Here is a 22,031-nt window from a genome sequence, read left to right as displayed (position 1 = left end):
AGTGGAGGAGTGTTATAAATGGAGATAGATTTCAATCTGTTTATGAATGATATAGTAACAACAGCTCGTAAAGAAATTACGGAAGCTGGCTACCAAGAGTTAAAAACACCTGAAGAGGTTGAGGAAGCACTAAGTAAAGAAGGTACAACATTAGTAATGGTTAACTCAGTTTGTGGTTGTGCAGGTGGAATTGCAAGACCAGCAGCAGCACATTCAATCCATTATGATAAGCGTCCAGATCAATTAGTGACCGTGTTTGCTGGTCAAGATAAAGCTGCAACTGAAAAAGCGAGATCCTATTTTGAAGGTTATCCGCCATCATCTCCATCATTTGCATTATTAAAAGATGGTAAGGTTGTAAGAATGATTGAGCGTCACGAAATTGAAGGACATGAACCAATGGATGTAATTAATAAATTACAGGATTCCTTTGAAGAATATTGTGAAGAAGTATAAGAAGCCTTAAAGGCTTCTTTTTTTGAGATAAATAATAAAAATATGCATAATATAGTTTTTTCTTTATCGCTTTTCTACTTTAATTGTTTATATTAGTAAAGTGATTAGTGTGAATTATTGGAATGATTTTGCACTGCAAATTATCCCCTAAAGCCCATTGTAAGCAGAATAATAACAAGCTCGAAGCAAATAATAGAATTATTAATCAATTATTATTTTTAAAAAACATATTGTATATTTATGCAGATGTGTTAAAATACATTCTATCGAATAATTATAAGTAATGACATAGGGGGAAAACATAATGAAAAAGTTTTTACTAGTAACATTGTTTACTATTTTATCAATTGCATTTTTAGCAGCATGTGGGACAAGCGACGACAATGCAACAGGATCTGAAGAAGGAACTGAAGAAAAAAAGGTTTTAACGATGGGAACGTCAGCAGATTTCCCACCATTTGAAACAATTGATGCAGCAACAGGAGAATATGTTGGGTTTGATATTGATTTAGCAAAAGCAATTGCGGATAAACTAGGTTATGAGCTTAAAATTGAAAATATGGATTTCGGTGGACTAATAAGTGCATTACAATCAGAACGCCTTGATTTTATCATTTCAGGTATGTCAGCAACGGAAGAACGTAAGAAAAGCGTTGATTTTTCAATGGAATACCATAAATCAGGTGAAATGTTTGTAACATTAAAGGATTCTGAAATTAAAACATTAGAAGACTTAGAAGGAAAAACAGTCGGAGTACAATTAGGTTCTATTCAAGAAGAAGGCGCTAAAAAAATCAAGGAAGAAACATTACAAAGTCTTGAAATCTCAGCTTTAAATAAAGCGCCAGAACTAATTCAAGAGTTAAAAGCAGGAAGAATCGATGCAGTATATTTAGATAAAACTGTTGCGGTTGGATTTATTGAAGAACTTGACCTAGCTGGATTCGACGATCCAACTGAGGCTTCACCAGGTATGGCGATTGCTTTTGCAAAAGGTGATGCGCTAGTAGATGAATTTAATAAAGTGTTAGAAGAAATGAAAGAGAACGGCGAATTAGAGAAATTACAGAAACAATGGATGGAAGAATAGGTCAAAATTTTTGGTAGAAATGAGGTGTAAGGCATGGGTTTGGATATTGACTTCTCCGGAATCCTGCCTTCAATTCCGTTTATACTAGAAGGGATCGGCATTACGGTTTCCTTTGCACTAGTATCGGCAATTTTAGGTTTAATTCTCGGGACAATTTTAGCGGTTTTTAAAATAAGCAAAGTTTCATTTTTAAAGTGGTTTGCGGATATTTACACATCTATATTTAGAGGTACACCACTTATCCTTCAATTGGTTCTAATCTATTTTGCAGTTCCACAGCTTTTTCAATATGATATTGATAAATTTGTAGCAGGAGTTTTGGCGTTCGGACTAAATTCAGGTGCATATATATCTGAAATCATTAGGGCAGGTATTCAGGCAGTTGATAAAGGCCAACAGGAAGCGGCAGAAGCGCTTGGGATTTCATACCGACCAATGATGATAGATATTATCCTGCCACAAGCAGTCAAGAATATTTTACCAGCACTCTTAAATGAATTTATTACCTTAACGAAGGAATCTGCAATTGTAAGTACAATTGGATTATTGGATATTATGAGACGGGCTCAAGTTGTCGGAGCAAACACATTCCGCTATTTTGAACCATTATTAATTGCTGGTCTAGTATATTGGGTTATCGTTACAATCCTCACATTCCTAGGCGGAAGACTTGAGAGGAGGTTGCGTCGTAGTGAGTAATGATCATATTAAAGTTGAAGGTCTTCATAAATCTTTTGGCAAGTTAAATGTGTTAAAAGGGATTACGACCACCTTTAAACAAGGAGAGGTTGTAGCGATTATTGGTCCTTCTGGGTCTGGAAAATCTACATTTCTTAGATGTTTAAATTTACTTGAAAAACCGACACAGGGACAGATTTGGGTTGGTCAAGATGAGATCACAAATGCAAAGACGAATATCACAAAGGTTCGTGAGCATATCGGGATGGTGTTCCAGCACTTCCACCTGTTCCCACATAAGACAGTCCTTCAAAATCTCACTTATGCACCAATGAAGGTTAGAGGGCTTTCCAAGAATGATGCGGAAAGTAAGGCGATGGAATTGTTAAATCAGGTTGGCTTATCAGAAAAGGCCAATGAATATCCGAATCGCCTTTCTGGTGGTCAAAAACAAAGGGTAGCAATCGCAAGAGCCTTAGCGATGGAACCTGAAATTATGTTATTTGACGAGCCAACTTCAGCACTCGATCCTGAGATGGTAAAAGAGGTTCTTAATGTTATGAAAGGATTGGCTCATACAGGGATGACGATGTTAATTGTAACCCACGAAATGGGCTTTGCTCGCGAAGTAGCAGATAAGGTACTCTTTATGGATGATGGAGTCATCGTCGAAGAAACAACTCCAAATGAGTTTTTCACAAATCCAAATAGCAAACGTGCGCAGGACTTCTTAGAAAAGGTTCTATAAAAAGAATGATCAACTTGATCATTCTTTTTTTCGTTCATTAAGTGTAGTAAGATTAGTAAATATGTTTTGTTTTTCCTATATATAACAATATAATAAATTTATTATGGATTTTTAGGAGCCGGTTTATGTTTAAAATAGGTTATCGAACGTTAAAAACAGCTATAGGTACAACGTTATCTATATCCATCGCAAAACTAATTGGACTAGATAGTTTTGCATCTGCTGGAATTCTAACAATTTTATGTATTAAAGTAACAAGAAAAAAATCGCTGGAAAGTTCATGGGAGCGATTTGTTGCATGTGTAGTTGGAATCATATTTTCGTTTGTATTCTTCGAGGGTATTGGTTATCATCCATTTACAATCGGGTTATTACTGCTATTTTTTATCCCTACAGTAGTTATTCTAAAAGCTAAAGATGGAATCGTAACGAGTACCGTAATTATATTACATATATTTTCAGCAGGTAATGTAACACTAAATTTAATTGTTAACGAACTAGGGTTAATTATCATTGGTATAGGTGTTGCTCTACTTGTAAATCTATATATGCCAAGTGTGGACAAGCAACTTAAGGCATACCAACAAGAAATTGAAACCCTATTTGGAAATATATTAAACGAAATGGTCCATTATCTTCGAACAGGTGATAGTATTTGGGATGGTCGGGAGATAACAGCTGTTGAGGAATTATTAAAAAAAGCGAAAAGCATTGCATATAGAGATGTTGAAAATAACTTAATGAGGGATGAAAATCTATATTATACTTATTTCGAAATGCGAGAAAGGCAGTTCGAGATTCTGCAAAGAATGTTACCTACTATTACTTCAATGACTCAGTCAGTGGAACAGGGGAAAATGGTTGCCGATTTTATTATGGAGGTGAGCCAGTCCATTCATCCTGGAAATACGGCGATTGTATTTTTGAAGAAACTGGAATCCATGCGTAAAGAGTTTAGGGAAATGCCATTGCCAGTAACTCGAGAGGAATTTGAAACAAGAGCTGCTCTCTTTCAATTTATAAAAGAAATGGAAGAGTATTTAATTATAAAAAGACTGTTTAAGGGTCTGCCAACCTAATAATATAACGTTTAGAGGTGACCAAAATGGTCACCTCTAACGCTATTATGTTTGGTTTAAAACCACATACCTACGCCTGCTAAGAGGGTAGTAATTAGCATTACTCCAATCATTAAATATACAACAATCTTTTGAGTTTTACGGGACATGTCACTTACTCCCTTCTGCTTACATACTTATTTATTAATATTTTACCTTGAAAAACCAACTTGGACAACCATTATGTATTATTCATTATAACTGAAAATACACAAATTATTATGAGTTCATGCTACAATATAGTTATTATATGAAACGCTTACAACTATTGAGCGAGCGCTCGCTTGAGGAGTGAAAACATGATAAAAAAAATAGACCATATTGGAATTGCAGTCTCATCGATTGAAAATTCCCTCCCTTTTTACACAAATATTCTTAATCTCCAATTAGAAGGCATTGAAGAAGTAGAATCAGAGAATGTAAAAGTTGCTTTCATTAACATAGGAGAATCAAAGCTTGAACTATTGGAGCCTCTTTCACCAGAAAGTCCAATTGCAAAATTTATAGAAAAACGTGGCGAAGGAATTCATCATATTGCTTTAGGTGTCTCATCGATTGAAGCCCGTATACAAGATATGAAGGAAAATGGTATTCGAATGCTTGCAGATGAGCCCAAGCTCGGTGCAGGTGGTGCAAAAATTGCATTTATGCATCCGAAATCTACAGGTAGTGTCTTATTTGAGCTTTGTGAGAAACCTAGCAAGGGGGAAACGAAAAAATGATAGATATTTATGAAAAAATTAATGAACTATATGATCGCCGTCGTGAAGTCGAATTAGGTGGCGGAGATGAAAAAATAGATAAACAACATGAAAAAGGTAAATTAACTGCACGAGAACGAATCGACTTATTACTTGATAAAGGAACATTTGTAGAGTTAAATCCTTTTATTGAACACCGCAGCACGGACTTTGGCTTAGCAGATAAAAAAGGACCCGGGGATGGCGTTGTAACAGGCTACGGAAAAATCAATGGCAGACCGGTTTATTTATTTTCACAGGATTTCACGGTATTTGGTGGAGCACTCGGAGAAATGCATGCGAAAAAAATCGCGAATGTGATGGATCTAGCTGCAAAGAACGGGGCACCTTTCATAGGCCTAAATGATTCGGGTGGTGCAAGAATCCAAGAGGGAGTCGTTTCTCTTGATGGATATGGTCACATTTTTTATAGGAATGCAATCTACTCTGGAGTTATCCCTCAAATTTCGGTGATTATGGGTCCATGTGCTGGTGGTGCTGTGTATTCTCCTGCGATAACTGATTTTGTATTTATGGTTGAAAAGACGTCTCAAATGTTTATTACAGGGCCGAAGGTTATTGAAACCGTAACGGGTGAGAAAATTAGCTCAGAGGATTTAGGTGGGGCAAACGTACATAATTCAATAAGCGGGAACGCACATTTTTCAGGGGAAACTGAAGAAGAGGTGCTGCAACAAGTAAGAGCTTTAGTGAGCTATCTTCCCCAAAATAATGAAGAAAAGGCTCCGATTCTACCGGTTGAGGAAAATGATGATTACCGACCTGATTTAACAGAAATCATTCCATTCGATGCAGTCAGACCCTATGATGTTCGTAAAGTTATCAACCAAGTAGTCGATGCTGATACATTCATGGAGGTTCATAAAGATTTTGCGAAGAATATTGTTGTCGGGTTTGCAAGAGTAAAAGGAGAGGTTGTTGGGTTAGTTTGTAACCAACCAAAATACATGGCAGGTGGACTTGATATTGATTCATCTGATAAAGCCTCACGATTCATTCGTTTTTGTGATTCCTTCAATATCCCACTTATTACATTTGAGGATGTGACAGGGTTCTTCCCAGGGGTAAAGCAAGAACATGGAGGGATTATCCGCCACGGAGCAAAGATTTTATATGCGTACTCAGAAGCAACGGTACCTAAGTTAACTGTGATTCTTAGAAAGGCATATGGAGGTGCTTATGTTGCGCTAAACAGTAAATCAATTGGCGCGGATTTAGTTTTTGCTTGGCCTAATGCTGAAATTGCAGTAATGGGCCCACAGGGTGCAGCTAATATTATTTTTGCACGTGAAATCAACGAAAGTGATAATCCTGAACAGACACGTGCGCAAAAGATCGAAGAGTATCGTGAAAAATTTGCCAATCCATATGTAGCAGCAAGCCAAGGAATGGTGGACGACGTCATCGATCCTCGAGAAACAAGAATTAAAATCATCCAAGCCTTGGAAATGCTACGAAACAAAAAAGAAACACGTCCTAATAAGAAGCATGGGAACATTCCGTTATAATTCAACAATTTGATTTTTGATGATAATATGATAGGCTAAAAACATTAACCTATTCATCTTGGAGGTACATAGTATGATTAATCATGACAGACTTGTTAATGAGTTTTTAGAGCTCGTACAAGTAGACTCAGAAACAAAATTCGAAACAGAAATTGCAAAGGTTCTAAAAGAAAAATTTACTTCTTTAGGTGTACATGTTGTAGAAGATGACACCACTAGTCAAACAGGACACGGCGCAGGGAATTTAATATGTACTCTTGAAGCCACAAAAAATGATGTGGATCCCATTTACTTTACTTCTCATATGGATACAGTTGTCCCTGGCAAAGGTATTAAACCTTCGATCAAGGATGGTTATATTGTCTCAGACGGAACAACGATCTTAGGAGCAGACGATAAAGCAGGCCTTGCGGCTATGTTTGAAGCAATCCGTGTTCTGAAGGAAAATCAAATCCCACACGGTACAATTGAATTTATTATTACTGTAGGCGAGGAATCTGGTCTTGTCGGTGCTAAAGCATTAGACCGCTCGATGATTACAGCCAAATATGGATATGCACTAGATAGTGACGGAAAAGTTGGAGATATTGTTGTTGCAGCACCTACACAAGCTAAGGTAAGAGCAACAATTATCGGAAAAACAGCTCATGCAGGTGTTGCCCCTGAAAAAGGTGTTTCAGCAATTACGATGGCAGCAAAAGCCATTGCAAAAATGCCACTAGGACGTATTGATGAAGAAACGACTGCTAATATTGGGCGTTTTGAAGGGGGCACACAAACAAATATTGTTTGTGACCATGTTGAAATTTTAGCTGAGGCACGTTCTTTAGTGACAGAAAAGATGGAAGCTCAAGTTCAGAAAATGAAAGCTGCTTTTGAATCTGTTGCTGCTGATATGGGTGGCAGAGCTGAGGTTGAAATTACGGTCATGTATCCTGGATTCAAGTTTGCTGATGGCGACCATGTTGTTGAGGTTGCAAAACGAGCTGTAGCGAAAATTGGTCGTCAAAGCGCCCTCCAAAAAAGCGGTGGGGGTAGTGATGCCAACGTCATCGCAGGACACGGCATCCCTACTGTAAATCTTGCTGTAGGATATGAAGAAATTCACACAACAAATGAAAAAATGCCAGTAGAAGAACTAGTTAAAACTGCTGAACTTATTGTTGCGATTGTTGAAGAAGTTGCAAAATAAAGTACTGAAAAAGTGGGATTCTCTCTTGATTGAGGGAGTTTCACTTTTTTTATTTCCTTTAGTATATAGGTAAAGTATGATAGATATAGAACATAGATTGTTGTCAATAGACCTGAGGTGAATGTTTGATGGAAGATCAAAAAGTCGTTGTATTTTCATCAGGGAATGAGGAATTTGGCATTCCTGTTTTAAAAGTAATATCTATAGAAAGAGCTCAAAAGTTAAACGCTATTCCGCAAATGCCAACATTTTTGCTAGGTATGTTAACGATTCGTGATCAACTCATTCCGATTGTTGATGCAGGAATTATATTATTTAATAAACCAACAACCCATACAGATAAAACGAAGATTATCGTTACTCCAACAGATTCATTATCAGTGGGGTTACTTGTCGATGATGCGATAGAAATAATGGATATCCCTCAAACTCAATTGAAACAATTGAGTTTGACCTACCAGCTTTCCCTGTACATAACAGGAGTTGCGACCCTTGAGAATCGATTGATTACTTTACTTGACGTTGATAAACTGTTTGATAGTCTTGAAGGATTTGATATGATTGAGGATCACATTCAAAGTCACCAATAGAATAGGTGGCTTTTTCTATGTTAAACTATTGTTATGGATTAATAGTAGGAAGTGCAAATCATGAAAGAAATGTATCCGAAAAATGGGAAGGTTATTTTACATGTGGACATGAATAGCTTCTACGCATCAGTCGAGGTTGCCTATGATCCTTCTTTACAGGGTAAGCCTTTAGCGATTGCAGGGAATGTAGAAGAGCGTAAAGGCATTATTGTCACCTGCAGCTATGAGGCTCGTGCCTTTGGAGTGAAAACAACGATGCCTTTATGGGAGGCAAAACGAAAATGCCCAAACCTTATCGTTCGTAAACCAAACTTTGAACGCTACCGTAGGGCTTCACTGGCTATGTTTGATATCCTTCGCACATACACGGATTTAGTTGAACCAGTTTCAATTGACGAAGGCTATATGGATATTACGGGATGTTATGAAAAGGGGTCCCCGATTGAGATTGCGACTTCCATTCAAGAAACCTTACAAAAAACGCTTCTACTTCCTTGTAGCATTGGAATTGCACCAAATAAATTTCTAGCAAAAATGGCATCCGATATGAAAAAACCATTAGGGATCACTGTATTGCGGAAGCGGGATGTTCCAATCATTCTCTGGCCCATGCCAGTTGGAGAAATGCATGGAGTAGGTTCAAAAACGGCTGAAAAATTAGCTGCAATCAATATTCAGACAATTGGCGACCTTGCTAAGGGCAACGATATTCAATTAAAGCAATTATTAGGAATTAATGGTGAACGGATTAAGCAAAGAGCAAATGGAATTGACAACCGACTAGTTGACCCTGATGCAATATCCGAGTTCAAGAGCATCGGTAATTCGACAACATTACCATATGATTCAACAGATGAGGACGAGCTTCTCAGTGTTATCAAAAGACTATCGAATTCTGTTGGCGCACGAATAAGAAGGAAGGATATGCTATCCAATAATGTCCAGCTGATGATTCGATATGCTGATCGCAAAACAGTAACAAGAAGTCGGAAACTTGATAACCCAATTGATCAGGATGAAGAAATTTATAAAGCGGCCAAGCGCCTGTGGACAAAACATTGGAACGGGGAACCAATTCGATTATTAGGTGTTACAGCCCAGGAACTTGTTGAGAAACAAGAGGCATTTAAACAACTTGATCTTTTTTCCTATGAGAAGGAAGCGAAAAAAGAACCTTTATTTAAAGTGATTGATGAATTAAAAGGGAAGTACGGGGATGAGATCGTATCAAAAGGTGTTAAACTACCTAAAGATAAAAAAAACCGAGATAATGAACATGGAACAAGTTTTGAGAAAGACTTCTTAAGCGACTAAAAAGCGAAGCCCCCAACTCATATAGAGTCGGGGGCTTTTTTGAACTTAGTCTTCAACTGGCCACCAGTGGAACCCATCTTCTGCTAATAGTTCATCAGACGCCTTAGGTCCATTAGAACCAGATGGATAATTTGGGAATTCAGTTGCAATCTGGTTTTCCCAAACCTTTGAAATTGAGTCGACGTAGCGCCATGAAAGGGCCACTTCATCCCAGTGAGCAAAGTTTGTTGTATCACCCATCATACAGTCATAAATAAGCTTTTCATAAGCTTCTGGTGTGTTTATACCATCAATACAGTTATTACAATAATCAAGTTTAACAGGTAATGTCATAGTGTTTTGACCCGGTCGTTTCGCATTTAAATAAAGTGTAATACCTTCATCGGGCTGGATATTAATGACAAGCAGGTTAGGATTTTGTTGTTCATTTTCCTCTTTATAATATAAATCCATCGGAATGTCTTTGAATTGAACCACAATTTTTGTTGATTTTTCCTTCATTCTCTTACCGGTACGGATATAGAAAGGAACGCCTGCCCACCTGAAATTGTCGATTAGAAGCTTACCTGCAACAAATGTAGCAGTATTTGACGCAGGGTCTACTTTCTCCTCTTCTCGGTAACCAGGAACCTGTTTACCATTTAACGTACCAGCATCATATTGTCCTCTAACGAAGTACTTTTTTACATCCCCTTCTTCTAATGGGCGAAGGGCACGTAATACTTTTATTTTTTCACTGCGAATCTCATCGGTATTTAATTTAATCGGCGGTTCCATCGCTAATAATGCAACCATTTGAAGCATATGGTTTTGTACCATATCTCGGAGAGCGCCTGATTTTTCATAATAGCCGCCCCGATCTTCTACTCCAAGTACTTCACTTGATGTGACCTGGATATTTGATATGTAACGATTATTCCAAAGTGGTTCGAATATTGCGTTTGCAAAGCGGATGACTTCAATATTTTGGACCATTTCTTTTCCTAAATAATGGTCGATTCGGTAAATTTCATCTTCTGAGAAAGCATGACGAAGCTTTTCATTCAATTGCTTTGCAGATGGCAGGTTATGTCCAAAAGGTTTTTCAATTACAAGTCTTGTATAACCTTCTGTATCAGTTAATTCTTCAGCTTTAATGTTGACAGCTATTGTTCCAAAAAACTCTGGAGCCATTGCTAAATAAAAGATTCTATTACCTTCTGTTTTGTAGGTTGAATCTAGTTTTTCAGCTAGTTCCTTTAATTCTTTATAAGAAGCACGATCATTCACATTGAACGGAAGGTAGTAAAAGTGTTTTGAGAACTTCTCGATATCCTCACGATTTTCCTCAAATCTTCCTGAGACAGAATTTCTTACGTTTTGTTGGAATTCTTCATTCTCTAAAGGACGTCTTGCCACCCCGATAACCGCGAAATTTTCAGAGAGTTTTCCTTTCGTATAAAGGTTATATATAGAAGGGTAAAGCTTTCGATTTGCCAAATCACCTGTTGCTCCAAAAATAACCACGATTGATTTTGGTGCTGTATTTGTCATAATAATCCCCCACTTCTTAAGGCTTTAGTGATATTTATTTAATGTATACTTTTTTGTTTAGTAAATCAACTAATTCGTATGAATTTTTCAAACTCCTTTTAAAAGTATGCCTTAACAAGGAATGGATATTCGAAAACCGTTGGAAGGAATGGTTGGAGTGGCTTATCTAGAGAACAAATGGCAGAATATGATATAGTAGGTAATGGAATATAATCGATAGATAAGCATAAAAATTTTAAAATTATTTGGAGGATTTCTGAGTGGAAGTCGTATTTTTAGGAACCGGTGCAGGGGTACCCGCAAAAGAGCGGAATGTCACTTCAATTGCTTTACAATTGCTTGATGAACGTAGGGCCACCTGGTTGTTTGATTGTGGGGAGGCAACACAGCATCAAATATTACATACATCCATAAAGCCAGGGAAAATAGAAAAAATTTTCATCACTCATTTGCATGGTGACCATATTTTTGGTTTACCTGGGTTATTAGGAAGTCGCTCCTTTCAAGGTGGTGAGTCCTTATTAACCATCTATGGTCCTAAGGGAATAAAAGCATTTATTGAAACTTCGATAAAGGTAAGTACCACACATATTCGATATCCGCTTGAAATTGTTGAAATTGAAGAAGATGTGGTTTTTGAGGATGAACAATTTTGTGTAACTGCAAAAGAATTACAGCATGGGATTCAATCCTTTGGCTATCGAATTGTAGAAAAAGATCTTCCAGGAACATTGCTTGTGGATAAGCTTTCTAAAGAAGGAATTAAACCTGGGCCAATCTATCAAAAAATTAAAGAAGGGCAAACAGTTATCCTCGACGATGGTCGTCAGATTAATGGGGAGGAATATATTGGTCCACCTAAAAAAGGACGTATTGTGACTATTTTAGGTGATACCCGCTATGTTAAGGAGAGTATTGAACTCGCAAAGGGTGCGGATTTACTCATCCATGAAGCAACATTTAGTTCAAATGAGTTCGATTTAGCTCATGATTATTTTCACTCTACCACAACTCAAGCGGCCAATGTTGCAAAACAAGCTGGGGTCAAACAATTAATACTGACGCATATAAGCTCTAGATATCAAGGCGATGATAGTCAGGTGCTTCTGGAGGAAGCACAGCAAGTGTTTAAGACGACTTATATGGCAAAGGATTTCTTAAGATTCGATGTGAAATCAAACCAAACGAAAAATAAGGACAACTAGATTGGAGGAACATAACAATGAATACAGTTATTGAAACAATTATGAATCACCGTTCCATTCGTAAATTTGAAGAAAAATTATTATCAGATGAACAAATTCGTACGATTGTTAAGAGTGCCCAAGCGGCTTCAACATCTAGTTTTATTCAAGCTTATTCCATAATTGGCGTGAGAGATTCAGAAAAGAAGATGAAGCTCGCAGAAATCGTCGGTAACCAAGCCTATGTCGCAGAAAATGGACATTTCTTTGTGTTTTGTGGGGATCTTAATCGTCACCAGGTTATTAGCCAAATGGAGGAAAAGGACTTATCGGCTTCATTGGAGAGTACGGAAAAATTTATGGTTGCTACTATAGATGCTGCCTTAGCTGCTCAAAATGCAGTACTTGCAGCAGAATCAATGGGCTTGGGTGCTTGCTATATTGGTGGGCTGCGTAATAATCTTGATGAGGTTTGCCAGCTTCTTCATATCCCTAAATTTGTGATTCCTCTTTTCGGAATTGCGGTAGGCTACCCAGCTCAAATGCCTGATAAAAAACCACGTCTTCCATTCGAGCATATTTATCATGAAGATGAATATAAGCAGGATGAAGACTTATTTAAACAAGAGTTGGTTACCTACAATCAAACTATCTCCGACTATTATCAAGCACGTACAAATGGAAAACGTTCAGATACATGGACGGGGCAGATGGCTAACATGCTTGAAAATCCGAAGCGGATGTATATGAAGGATTTTGTAAAAGGACAAGGGTTAAATCAAAAGTAAACCTAGGATAGAAAGGAGTCGGAATCCATGGATGTCAAAATCAAACATAAATTGATAAAAGAAATGTGTGGAACCGTCTCCTTTAAAAGAGGGGACGCTTTTTATCGAACAAACAAGGTTCTATTTACTGAATATGGATCAAATAAATGCAAAGCTATTGTTAAAGGGGCAGAGGACTTTCACGTAACGATTGAAAAAAATGGGCAAGGAAAATTAGAGACTACATGCAGTTGTCCAACTCTTGCCAATTTTGATAAGGAATGTCAGCATATAGCTGCCGTTTTGATTGCGATACATGAACAGCAAAATCAAGAGCCATTAGCTTTCGATGAAATTCAAACTTCTACTAACGAAAAATTGACGAATGATTTCATGACATTATTTACAAATCGGCCGTTACGTTCAAGTGGCCATCAGCTTCATTTTGAAAAAAGAGAAGTACTTAATGTTCGATTCACATGTAAACCCGTTAAGGTTTCGAATGAGCAAGTCTTAATTGGATTGGAAATTGGGATTGAACAGATGGGGGTACATGATATTCGTAGGTTTCTTGAGGATATAAAACAAGGAAAGCCTAGTGAAATATCCGAACAATTTTCATATGATCCAAATCTCCATTGTTTTTTATATGAAGTAGATACTCTACTACACCAATTGATTAAAGTTACTGAGGATGAAAAAGTTTATTTTGAAGTTAACTCATTAGACGATCTGGAAACTCGTGAAATACTGTTAATTCCGCCATCTTCTTGGAAAGTTCTCGTACCTTTATTATCGAAATGCCCATCCGTTTATATTAAAAACAATAGCTATACGTATGAAGGCCTTCAAATCGAAGAAGAGCCACCACCACTGCATTTTTCATTTGAAGAAGGGGAAGAAAGTGACTATCAATTAACTATTCAAGGGTTTAACAGAATGATTATTTTAAAATCCTATCATATTGTGTTGAGTGATGGACGACTCTATCAAATATCGGAACAAGATTGTGACCGCTTATTCGAACTAAAGAACATGCTTGTAAGTCCTAATGCTAATCATATTCCTATTCCAAAGGAACAAGCTCAATTTTTTCTAAAAAAAATAGTACCAAGCTTGAAAAAGATTGGTGTCGTTCACATGTCTCAAGACATTTTCAAAGAATTTATGAAAACTCCACTTGTCGCTAAGCTTTACTTGGATCGCCTTCGAAATAAACTGCTGGCAGGGCTTGAATTTCATTATGAAAATACCATTATCCAACCACTTGAGAACCGGGATATTCCAACAGGACCAATGGTGATTAGGGATATTGAAAAAGAGGATGAAATTCTAAGAATTATGGATGATAGCGGTCTTTCGAAGACTGAGGGTGGGTATTACTTGCATAATGAGGAACTTGAGTATGAGTTTTTGTATCATATCGTTCCAAAGCTGCAACCTCACTGTCAGATTTATGCTACAACAGCTATTCGAAATCGCATTTTACCTAAAAGTGAACATCCAAAAATAAGGGTGAAAATAAAAAAAGAACGTACAAATTGGCTTGAGTTTAAATTTGAAATGAAGGGCATTGCAGACCAGGAAATCCGTGAAATTTTAGGTGCCCTTGAGGAAAATAGAAAATATTACCGTTTGAAAAATGGTTCATTGTTCTCGCTTGAATCGAGGGAGATGGAGGAAATTCAGCGATTTTTAAAGGCTGTTCCAATCCAGGACGATGATTTTGAAGCAACCTTAAACATGCCGATGATTGAGGCTCTACCCATTTTGGATTCGTTCGATGACAATGAAATCTATACAGTTGAGGAATCATTCCGCCAATTTCTTGATTCAATTCGAAATCCTAGTAATTTGAGTATTGAAGTTCCACACCATTTAGATACCATTTTACGAGATTATCAAAAGCAAGGCTTTAAATGGTTGAAGACTCTCGCAAGTTATGGATTTGGTGGTGTGCTTGCTGATGATATGGGGCTTGGTAAAACAGTACAGAGTATTGCATTTATTGTTTCTGAGCTTCAAACGATTCGAGAAAGAAAGCATCCAGTTCTTATTGTTTGCCCATCATCGTTAACATACAACTGGCTTCATGAAATCTTGAAATTTGCTCCTGAACTTCAAGCAATTATAATAGATGGTGATAAAGCCGAACGAAGAGCGCTGCAAAAAGAAACTGAAGATATGGATGTTTTTATCACGTCCTATCCATTATTGAGACGTGATATTAAATGGTATGAGTCTTTAAACTTCCATACCGTTTTCTTCGATGAGGCTCAAGCCTTTAAAAATCCAGTTACCCAAACTGCCAGAGCTGTTAAAAAACTAAAAGCAGATCATCGTTTTGGACTAACTGGAACACCGGTTGAAAATTCAATTGAAGAACTCTGGTCCATTTATTATGTTGTTTTTCCACAGCTTTTCAAGGGGTTAAAGGAATATAGTCATCTTTCAAGGAAAGATATCGCAAGAAAGGTTCGTCCATTTTTACTTCGCCGTTTGAAAGAAGACGTTCTTGCAGAGTTGCCGGAGAAAGTCGAAATCCTTGAATCATCAGAGCTTCTACCAGAACAAAAGAAGCTTTATGCTGCCTATTTAGCGAAGCTACGTCATGATACATTAAAGCATCTTGATAAAGACACTATACGAAAGAATCGGATTCGAATTCTTGCTGGCATCACAAGACTTAGACAAATTTGTTGTCATCCAGCTTTATTTGTTGACGGTTATAAGGGAAGTTCTGCGAAATTTGAGCAACTCTTACAAATCATCGAGGAATCCAAACTATCTGGAAGGAGAGTTTTGATTTTTTCACAATTTACGAAAATGCTTGGGTTGATTGGAAGGGAATTATCGAATAGGGGGCATACTTTTTTCTATCTTGATGGACAAACACCTACAGACGAACGAGTGGAATTATGCCAACGTTTTAATGTTGGAGAACGAGAACTCTTTTTAATTTCTTTAAAAGCTGGAGGTACGGGTCTAAATCTGACAGGTGCAGATACGGTCATTTTATATGACCTTTGGTGGAATCCAGCAGTCGAGGAACAGGCTGCTGACCGTGCCCACCGAATTGGTCAGAAAAAGGTTGTCCAAGTGATTAAGCTTTTTGCACGCGGCACAATTGAGGAAAAGATGAATGAGTTACAGGAGAAAAAGCGTGACCTCATTTCGGATATTATTGATTCTGAGGATAAAACGACACTGACAGAAGAAGATATCCGGGAACTTCTCATGTTATAACAAATCGACAAGGCAAAGGCACTTGTCGATTTGTTTTGTTGGTTTTTAAAGCCATCCTCTTTCGTATTGCTTTGGACTATCGATTGAAACACCAAGCTCTTTAGCAGCTGTTCTCGGCCAATAAGGGTCACGTAATAATTCTCGAGCAATAAATATTAAATCAGCCCGATTGTTTTTTAAAATTTCTTCAGCCTGAACAGCTTTGGTGATCAAACCCACTGCACCAGTAGGGATATTGGCTTCTTTGCGGATTTTATCTGCAAAACTAACCTGATAGCCTGGATATGCATCAATTTTTGCGGGTACAACAGCACCAGAGCTGACATCGATTAGGTCCACACCTTGGTCTTTCATGCGTTTTGCATATTGCACATAATCGGCAGGAGTCAAACCACCTTCAGCATAATCATTCGCTGATACACGAACAATTAGTGGACCATCCCATACTTCTTTCATAGCTTCAATAACCTCTTCTAGGAAGCGGTAGCGATTTTCGGGACTCCCGCCATATTCATCTTCACGTTTATTTGAAAGTGGGGACAAAAATTCATTTATTAAATAGCCGTGTGCCCCATGGATTTCAATAATATCAAAGCCAGCTTCTTTTGCACGTCTTGCTCCAGCCTTGAATGCAGTAATGGTTTCCTTTATTTCAAGACTTGTTAATTCCTTTGGTGTTTTATATCTTTCATTAAATGCAATTGCAGAAGGAGCAACAATATCTCCTTTAACAGTTGCTTTCCGTCCGGCATGGGCAATTTGAATCGATGTTTTTGAGCCATTTGCTTTAATCATCTCAACAAGCTTTTTTAAACCCGGTACATGATCATCGCTCCAAATTCCTAAATCCTGTGGCGAGATTCTTCCTTGCGGGGTCACTGCGGTTGCTTCTACCATGATGAGCCCAACCTGACCAACAGCACGGCTAACATAATGGGTATAATGCCAATCCTGCAGCATTCCATCCTCATTATGACTTGAGTACATACACATCGGTGACATAACAATTCTATTTTTTAGGGTTACATTTTTAATCGTATAAGGTGAAAATAATGCTGATTCCATGAGATTAAAGCCTCCTATTTATTTCGTGGTGCTAAATATTATATCATTCTCGTCGTGTATTTTAAAAAAATAAGCATCGACTTTATTTCGCCGATGCCTTTCCTTATTTAACAGGTGCTTCAGTTAACTTCTTTCCCGTTTCTTTGCTTATGAGTGCCACTTTCGTTGGTACGTATTTTTGATTTTGCTTATCAAAAATATATCTTGTTTCGAAATAAGCGATCACGTCATAGTGGGCAATTCCAGAAACAGCCTGAATTGCGACAATTTCTTGCGGCTTCATTTTGGTTAATTTATCGAAACGATATCCCGAAGCTGGATCCACCCATGTCTCCATTTCTTGAAGTCGATCATGAAGTTCTTTTTTATCAGGAAAATCCCGGTAACGCTCTTCTGATAATGGAATGACTGCTTCCAGGCTATATTGCTTATCAATAAATTCGGCTTGATAATCGCCAATGTATTTCATTGAAAAACGCATTTTTGCTTCATCAAACCATCCTGAAGAATTGGGGTCAGTAAAGATTTCTTCCACTTTTTCACCCGTATAGCTTAGGACAGTTAAACCAGTGATACCTCCATTTCCGATAGAACGAAAATAGAGGAGAATATCCTGTTTCCCGTTTTGAATGACATCTGCAAACTGCATTTCAGCCAGTTGATATAAATCCTGTTTATTATGATAGGTTCCTACTTGGTCCCCATTGATTTTTAAAGACCATTCATTCGCAAGGTTATATTGATTTTTTCGTGCGTAAAGCTCAATGATGTCCTTTTTACCATCACCGTCTAAATCAACATACTCTTTTTGAACAATTGTAAAAGGGCCATATTCAACATCATTTTGCCCGGCAAGAGTTACACTGTGAAAGCCACTTAGAAGGCCTAAGAATAATAAAAAACGTATCAGTTTCACAAAATCACCTCTTTGGTAGGATAACCAAAAATTGAGAGGGATATAGGTGAAATGCCTTATTTTGTGTAAAAGTTTTCTGTGTAATAGGGGTGAGACTCCGTATTAAAGGCGACTCCCACACCTAAATATTTATATTCTTCTTTTAAAATATTTTCTCGATGTCCCATTGAGTTCATCAAACCTTCATGGGCAAAGATACTGCTAAATTGTCCATAAGCAAGGTTTTCACCAGCAATGGTAAATAAAATTTCATCCTCAATCATTCGATCAAACGGAGACTGTCCTTGTAAATTAGTGTGGCTAAAATAATCGTTTTGCGCCATATCTAAGCTATGCTTTCGAGCCGTTTCCTTCACATGATCATCCCAAGTTAGAACCCCTAGTCCATGATTTACTCTAGATGCATTTGTAAGGTCAAATAATTGATATTCGAACCCTTCTTTCAACTGCTCACTTGCATCGGTGTAAAAATCGGCTCTTTTTTGCTCTAGAGCGTCTGAAACAATTTGAATCGAGGTCACCGTGTTATTTTGATGTTTATCATAAAAAAGGGTGACATAGGTGTTATCTATGTGGAAGACATCATAGTCCCGGTCCTGCTGAAATTCATAATAGACAAAACCTTTTTGAATTCGCGTCATTGGTTCACCCAGTAGATTAAGTGCTTCTTGTTTGGGGGTCCCATATTTGATTCCTTTTCTTGATGAAATGAGATCCTGATTCGTATATAAACCTATAACTTTATTCTCCGAATTATAAGCGACCAACATAAAATTGTGATAGTCTTCATGATATGTGTACCAGTTCGTTCCATATTCATTTAAAGACACCCGTTTTGGATCCCCGAGTTTCGCTTCAACTGTCTGTTTACTTTCCCCAAGCTCGATATTGTGAATGGAAAAGGCCTGTTCACTTGGGGCATTTAATTCTGGTTTTTCGACGTCTTTTTTGTCGATAATTGAATTTTCTGGTGCCTTTTCTTCAAAGGTTTGCAGTAATGTTTCGATATAGTGTATACCTTCGTTAAGTTTGTTTTTTATATTTGCGAGTTCTTCAGATTCAGATACTCTGTCAATTTCAGTTGTAATAGTATCTAAAACTGATTGATTATCAGTTTTTGCAGCTAGTTTATCTACTACTGTCCAACCGGCGTAAAGGAAAAATAAGAAAGATATAAATAGAAGGATTCTCCTCATAAGTCAACCTCCAATCCCTAAGATTCATTCTATCCAATTTTTTTCGAAACGATAAGGGATTTAAGATGAAAAAGGAAAAAGGGGACTATTGCCCCTTATGCTGAAGTATTATTTTTTCCAATCCATGTAAAATAAAGCAAAATGGAAATTAGTACAGATATTGCAGAGGCGATGTAGATTGACTGGTACCCTAATAAATAGGCGATTTGACCAAAGGCAATCGCACCAATCCCCACTCCTAAATCAAAAGAAGAGAAAAAGGTTGCGTTCGCCATCCCTTTTCGATTATCTGGAGCCGTTTGTACAGCCCATGCTTGTAGGGCAGGCTGCAATGCACCGAAACCTAAACCGTAAATAAAAGCTGCTATGTAAAGTACAAGACTACTAGGTAACCAGGCTAATAGCAACATAGCTAATACAATTGAAAAAGCACCTGGTGCAAACACGGCACGATGTCCTTTCAGATCATAAAGGCGCCCGGCAAAGGTTCGGGAAATCATTAAAGCGACTGCAAATAAAAGAAAATACCATTCAATCCCGGATATTCCCTTTTGTAAAGTATATAAAGGTAAAAAGGCTGCAATACCTCCAAATGAAACAGTTATAAAGAATAATAGAATCGAAGGAGGGAGCGCTGTTTCTTCATAAAAGTCCCATTTTCTAGGGTTTTCTTTTACTGGTTCGATTTTTTTATAGTGGATTCTAGATGATAGGATGAGTGCGACTAAACCTAATATAGCGCAAATGGAAAAGAGTTTTGTATAGGATATTGTACCAGCAAGTGTAAGGCCTAACGAAGGACCAATAGCTAGTGCGATATTTCCGAACAGACCAAAATAGCCCATTCCTTCACCGCGTCTTTTGGCAGGGATTAAGTCTGTTGCGATGGTTCCAGAAGCCGTTGTTGAAAAGCCCCAGCCAATCCCTTGAACCATTCGAAACAAAAATAAAAACAGTAAACTTGAAATGATTCCGTAGGTGCCAACAGATAGGACGAAAATGGCAAGCCCAAGTAAATATACGAAGCGTCGTCCTCTTATTTCTAGTTGATGGCCAGCGAAGGGTCTGATTAACAGTGCGGAAAAGGTAAAAATTCCAACGACTAATCCAATGAGCTGTTCATTACCTCCAAGATGTTCTACAAATAGTGGGATTGTCGGCAATGTCATCTGAAAGCCGAGAAAAATAAAGAAGTTTGATATGCAGATTAGGGTAAAATCACGGGTCCAAATTTTTTCTGTAGGCGTACTTAGTTGTGGTGGTGTTTCTTTAATAAGCGGTGCACTCATAGAATCTCCCCATCATGATTTATTTCGGTACTCTAAATAATAGTATATCAAAAATGTCAGTAAAATCCTACCAATAGTAAATCACTTTTTCTGGATTGGTAAGATCCTACTGACTTTGTTATCATACATTTAATTCTTTTCTGAAACTGATTGGAGCATAGCTTCACCAAGTTCGGCAGAGCGAGCGGTAGCACGTTTTATGCAAGACACCATTGCTTGTTGGTAGTTAAATTGCTCCAATACTTTTATACCTGCTTCGGTTGTACCGCCTGGACTTGTTACTTCTTTTCGCAAAGTAGCAGGTGGCTTTGGTGAACTTTTTAGCATTTCCGCTGCACCAATAATCGTTTGAAGGATTAATTCCTTGGCAATTCCTTTTTCAAGACCGATATCGTCAGCTGCTTTTTCCATTGCTTCGACTAAATAATATACATATGCAGGACCACTTCCTGAAAGACCTGTGACCGCATGAAGGTCTTTTTCTGCGACTGTTGTAACAATCCCAATTGTTTCAAATAATTGACGTGCAATGAGTAAATGGTCTTCGTTTGCGTACATTCCGACGGATAAGGCAGTAGCTGATTTTCCAATGGTTGCAGATGTATTTGGCATAGCACGGACTACAGCAACATCTTTGTTTAGTAAGTCGGTGATGGTTGTAGTCGATACTCCTGCTAATACAGAGATGATGAGTTGGTTTTCATTGACGTGATCCTTAATTGCTAAAACAGCTTCTGCAACGTCCTTAGGCTTTATCGCTAGGAGGATGACTCCAGCATTTTCAATTGTTTCTTGTTTGTTTTGGCTTATGGTTACACCATATTCTTTGTTTAGACCTTCTAATCGTTCATAATTGGAGCGATTCATTACAGAAATTTGATTGGGCAAGAAGAGCTCCTTTTGTAGCATTCCAGAAATCATTGCCTCAGCCATTGAGCCGGCTCCAACAAACACGATATTTTGTCTCATTTCCATAACTATCCCTCCGTAATATAAAATCTGAATTGAAAATAAAAAGACCTACTCCATCCTTGTTAAAGGACGGAATAGGTCTGCTATCCGCGGTACCACCTTACTTAACATCTTGAAAAAAGCTAATTTTTCGATGTTCCACTCGAACCCGTATCGTGGGGGAGACGGTTAGGTTTTCCTAACAGCTCATAGGTAGGTTCAATCAAGAAGTGGGCTACGAGATCTTTCAGCCGATGGATCTCACTCTCTTATTGCCATTACATGATTTACTAGTCCTAATCATTGCTCTACGAAATTTATATTAATGGTCATTATGCACTGATTTTATCTGGATGTCAATACCTTCTTTTTGTAAAACGAGCCCAATTACAGTTACATAATAGAGAAGTTATTCGAATATAATGACAA

20 protein-coding genes are annotated in these 22,031 nt (G+C 37.7%); 13 read left to right on the top strand and 7 right to left on the bottom strand.

From position 1 onward, the window contains the following. Window positions 1-18 precede the first annotated feature (18 nt). The 5 genes from CKJ95_RS02445 (at window position 19) to CKJ95_RS02425 (ending at window position 4,051) form a co-directional block, all read left to right on the top strand. Window positions 19-456 carry a BrxA/BrxB family bacilliredoxin gene (locus CKJ95_RS02445; RefSeq protein WP_099351827.1) on the top strand — a complete coding sequence of 146 codons (438 nt, stop codon included), beginning with the start codon at window positions 19-21 and terminating at the stop codon, window positions 454-456. 304 nt (window positions 457-760) lie between these two features. Beyond that, window positions 761-1,546 (top strand): basic amino acid ABC transporter substrate-binding protein, encoded by a 786-nt coding sequence (locus CKJ95_RS02440; RefSeq protein WP_142353914.1) that lies wholly within the window; start codon window positions 761-763, stop codon window positions 1,544-1,546. 39 nt (window positions 1,547-1,585) lie between these two features. After that, window positions 1,586-2,245 (top strand): amino acid ABC transporter permease, encoded by a 660-nt coding sequence (locus tag CKJ95_RS02435; RefSeq protein WP_099351880.1) that lies wholly within the window; start codon window positions 1,586-1,588, stop codon window positions 2,243-2,245. Next, complete coding sequence (locus CKJ95_RS02430) at window positions 2,238-2,972, top strand: amino acid ABC transporter ATP-binding protein (protein ID WP_306475347.1); 735 nt, start codon at window positions 2,238-2,240, stop codon at window positions 2,970-2,972. The genes CKJ95_RS02435 and CKJ95_RS02430 overlap by 8 nt, the downstream gene beginning before the upstream one ends. 125 nt (window positions 2,973-3,097) lie before the next feature. After that, window positions 3,098-4,051 carry an aromatic acid exporter family protein gene (locus tag CKJ95_RS02425; RefSeq protein WP_099351825.1) on the top strand — a complete coding sequence of 318 codons (954 nt, stop codon included), beginning with the start codon at window positions 3,098-3,100 and terminating at the stop codon, window positions 4,049-4,051. Between the two features lie 56 nt (window positions 4,052-4,107). On the opposite strand, the gene prli42 is transcribed toward CKJ95_RS02425, so the two are convergent. After that, complete coding sequence (gene prli42 / locus CKJ95_RS23275; RefSeq protein ID WP_165918224.1) at window positions 4,108-4,200, bottom strand: stressosome-associated protein Prli42; 93 nt, start codon at window positions 4,198-4,200, stop codon at window positions 4,108-4,110. 189 nt (window positions 4,201-4,389) lie between these two features. Between prli42 and mce the strand changes: the two genes are divergently transcribed. From mce to CKJ95_RS02400, 5 genes are all read left to right on the top strand, one after another. Beyond that, window positions 4,390-4,812, top strand: coding sequence for a methylmalonyl-CoA epimerase (mce, locus tag CKJ95_RS02420; protein WP_099351824.1), 423 nt, complete (start codon window positions 4,390-4,392; stop codon window positions 4,810-4,812). After that, window positions 4,809-6,359: an acyl-CoA carboxylase subunit beta gene (locus CKJ95_RS02415; protein ID WP_099351823.1), complete on the top strand. Its 1,551-nt coding sequence runs from the start codon at window positions 4,809-4,811 to the stop codon at window positions 6,357-6,359. The genes mce and CKJ95_RS02415 overlap by 4 nt, the downstream gene beginning before the upstream one ends. Before the next feature lie 73 nt (window positions 6,360-6,432). Beyond that, window positions 6,433-7,551, top strand: coding sequence for a tripeptidase T (locus tag CKJ95_RS02410; RefSeq protein WP_099351822.1), 1,119 nt, complete (start codon window positions 6,433-6,435; stop codon window positions 7,549-7,551). Between the two features lie 128 nt (window positions 7,552-7,679). Then, window positions 7,680-8,141 (top strand): chemotaxis protein CheW, encoded by a 462-nt coding sequence (locus CKJ95_RS02405; protein WP_099351821.1) that lies wholly within the window; start codon window positions 7,680-7,682, stop codon window positions 8,139-8,141. 60 nt (window positions 8,142-8,201) lie between these two features. Continuing rightward, the gene (locus CKJ95_RS02400) at window positions 8,202-9,455 is read left to right on the top strand and encodes a DNA polymerase IV (protein WP_099351820.1); all 1,254 of its coding nucleotides are present in this window, start codon (window positions 8,202-8,204) and stop codon (window positions 9,453-9,455) included. A gap of 45 nt (window positions 9,456-9,500) precedes the next feature. Here CKJ95_RS02400 and zwf read toward each other — a convergent pair whose 3' ends face one another. Continuing rightward, on the bottom strand, window positions 9,501-10,988 hold the full coding sequence (gene zwf, locus CKJ95_RS02395; protein WP_099351819.1) for a glucose-6-phosphate dehydrogenase: 1,488 nt from the start codon (window positions 10,986-10,988) through the stop codon (window positions 9,501-9,503). A gap of 260 nt (window positions 10,989-11,248) precedes the next feature. Here zwf and rnz point away from each other — a divergent pair, with 260 nt between their 5' ends. Genes rnz through CKJ95_RS02380 form a run of 3 tightly spaced genes read left to right on the top strand, consistent with a single transcriptional unit; the run spans window position 11,249 to window position 16,185 of the window. Continuing rightward, window positions 11,249-12,193 (top strand): ribonuclease Z, encoded by a 945-nt coding sequence (gene rnz, locus CKJ95_RS02390; protein WP_099351818.1) that lies wholly within the window; start codon window positions 11,249-11,251, stop codon window positions 12,191-12,193. A 17-nt stretch (window positions 12,194-12,210) separates the two neighbouring features. Continuing rightward, window positions 12,211-12,960 (top strand): oxygen-insensitive NADPH nitroreductase, encoded by a 750-nt coding sequence (gene nfsA / locus CKJ95_RS02385; RefSeq protein ID WP_099351817.1) that lies wholly within the window; start codon window positions 12,211-12,213, stop codon window positions 12,958-12,960. Window positions 12,961-12,987: 27 nt separating this feature from the next. Next, window positions 12,988-16,185 carry a DEAD/DEAH box helicase gene (locus CKJ95_RS02380; protein ID WP_099351816.1) on the top strand — a complete coding sequence of 1,066 codons (3,198 nt, stop codon included), beginning with the start codon at window positions 12,988-12,990 and terminating at the stop codon, window positions 16,183-16,185. Between the two features lie 45 nt (window positions 16,186-16,230). On the opposite strand, the gene namA is transcribed toward CKJ95_RS02380, so the two are convergent. The 5 genes from namA to proI all read right to left on the bottom strand — a co-directional run bounded on the left by namA (window position 16,231) and on the right by proI (window position 21,626). Continuing rightward, the gene (namA, locus tag CKJ95_RS02375) at window positions 16,231-17,250 is read right to left on the bottom strand and encodes an NADPH dehydrogenase NamA (protein WP_099351815.1); all 1,020 of its coding nucleotides are present in this window, start codon (window positions 17,248-17,250) and stop codon (window positions 16,231-16,233) included. Between the two features lie 103 nt (window positions 17,251-17,353). After that, window positions 17,354-18,166, bottom strand: coding sequence for a hypothetical protein (locus CKJ95_RS02370; protein WP_099351814.1), 813 nt, complete (start codon window positions 18,164-18,166; stop codon window positions 17,354-17,356). Window positions 18,167-18,222: 56 nt separating this feature from the next. Beyond that, complete coding sequence (locus CKJ95_RS02365; RefSeq protein ID WP_099351813.1) at window positions 18,223-19,362, bottom strand: CAP domain-containing protein; 1,140 nt, start codon at window positions 19,360-19,362, stop codon at window positions 18,223-18,225. A 95-nt stretch (window positions 19,363-19,457) separates the two neighbouring features. After that, window positions 19,458-20,651 (bottom strand): MFS transporter, encoded by a 1,194-nt coding sequence (locus CKJ95_RS02360; RefSeq protein WP_099351812.1) that lies wholly within the window; start codon window positions 20,649-20,651, stop codon window positions 19,458-19,460. Window positions 20,652-20,780: 129 nt separating this feature from the next. Continuing rightward, entirely contained in the window at window positions 20,781-21,626 is an 846-nt protein-coding gene (gene proI, locus CKJ95_RS02355) for a pyrroline-5-carboxylate reductase ProI (protein ID WP_099351811.1), read from the bottom strand. Between the last annotated feature and the right edge of the window lie 405 nt (window positions 21,627-22,031).

Source organism: Fredinandcohnia onubensis (genome assembly GCF_002734285.1).
GTDB lineage: Bacteria > Bacillota > Bacilli > Bacillales > Bacillaceae_L > Ferdinandcohnia > Ferdinandcohnia onubensis_A.
Note: the sequence above shows the minus strand (reverse complement) of the source record. Positions and strands in the feature narration are given on the sequence as shown.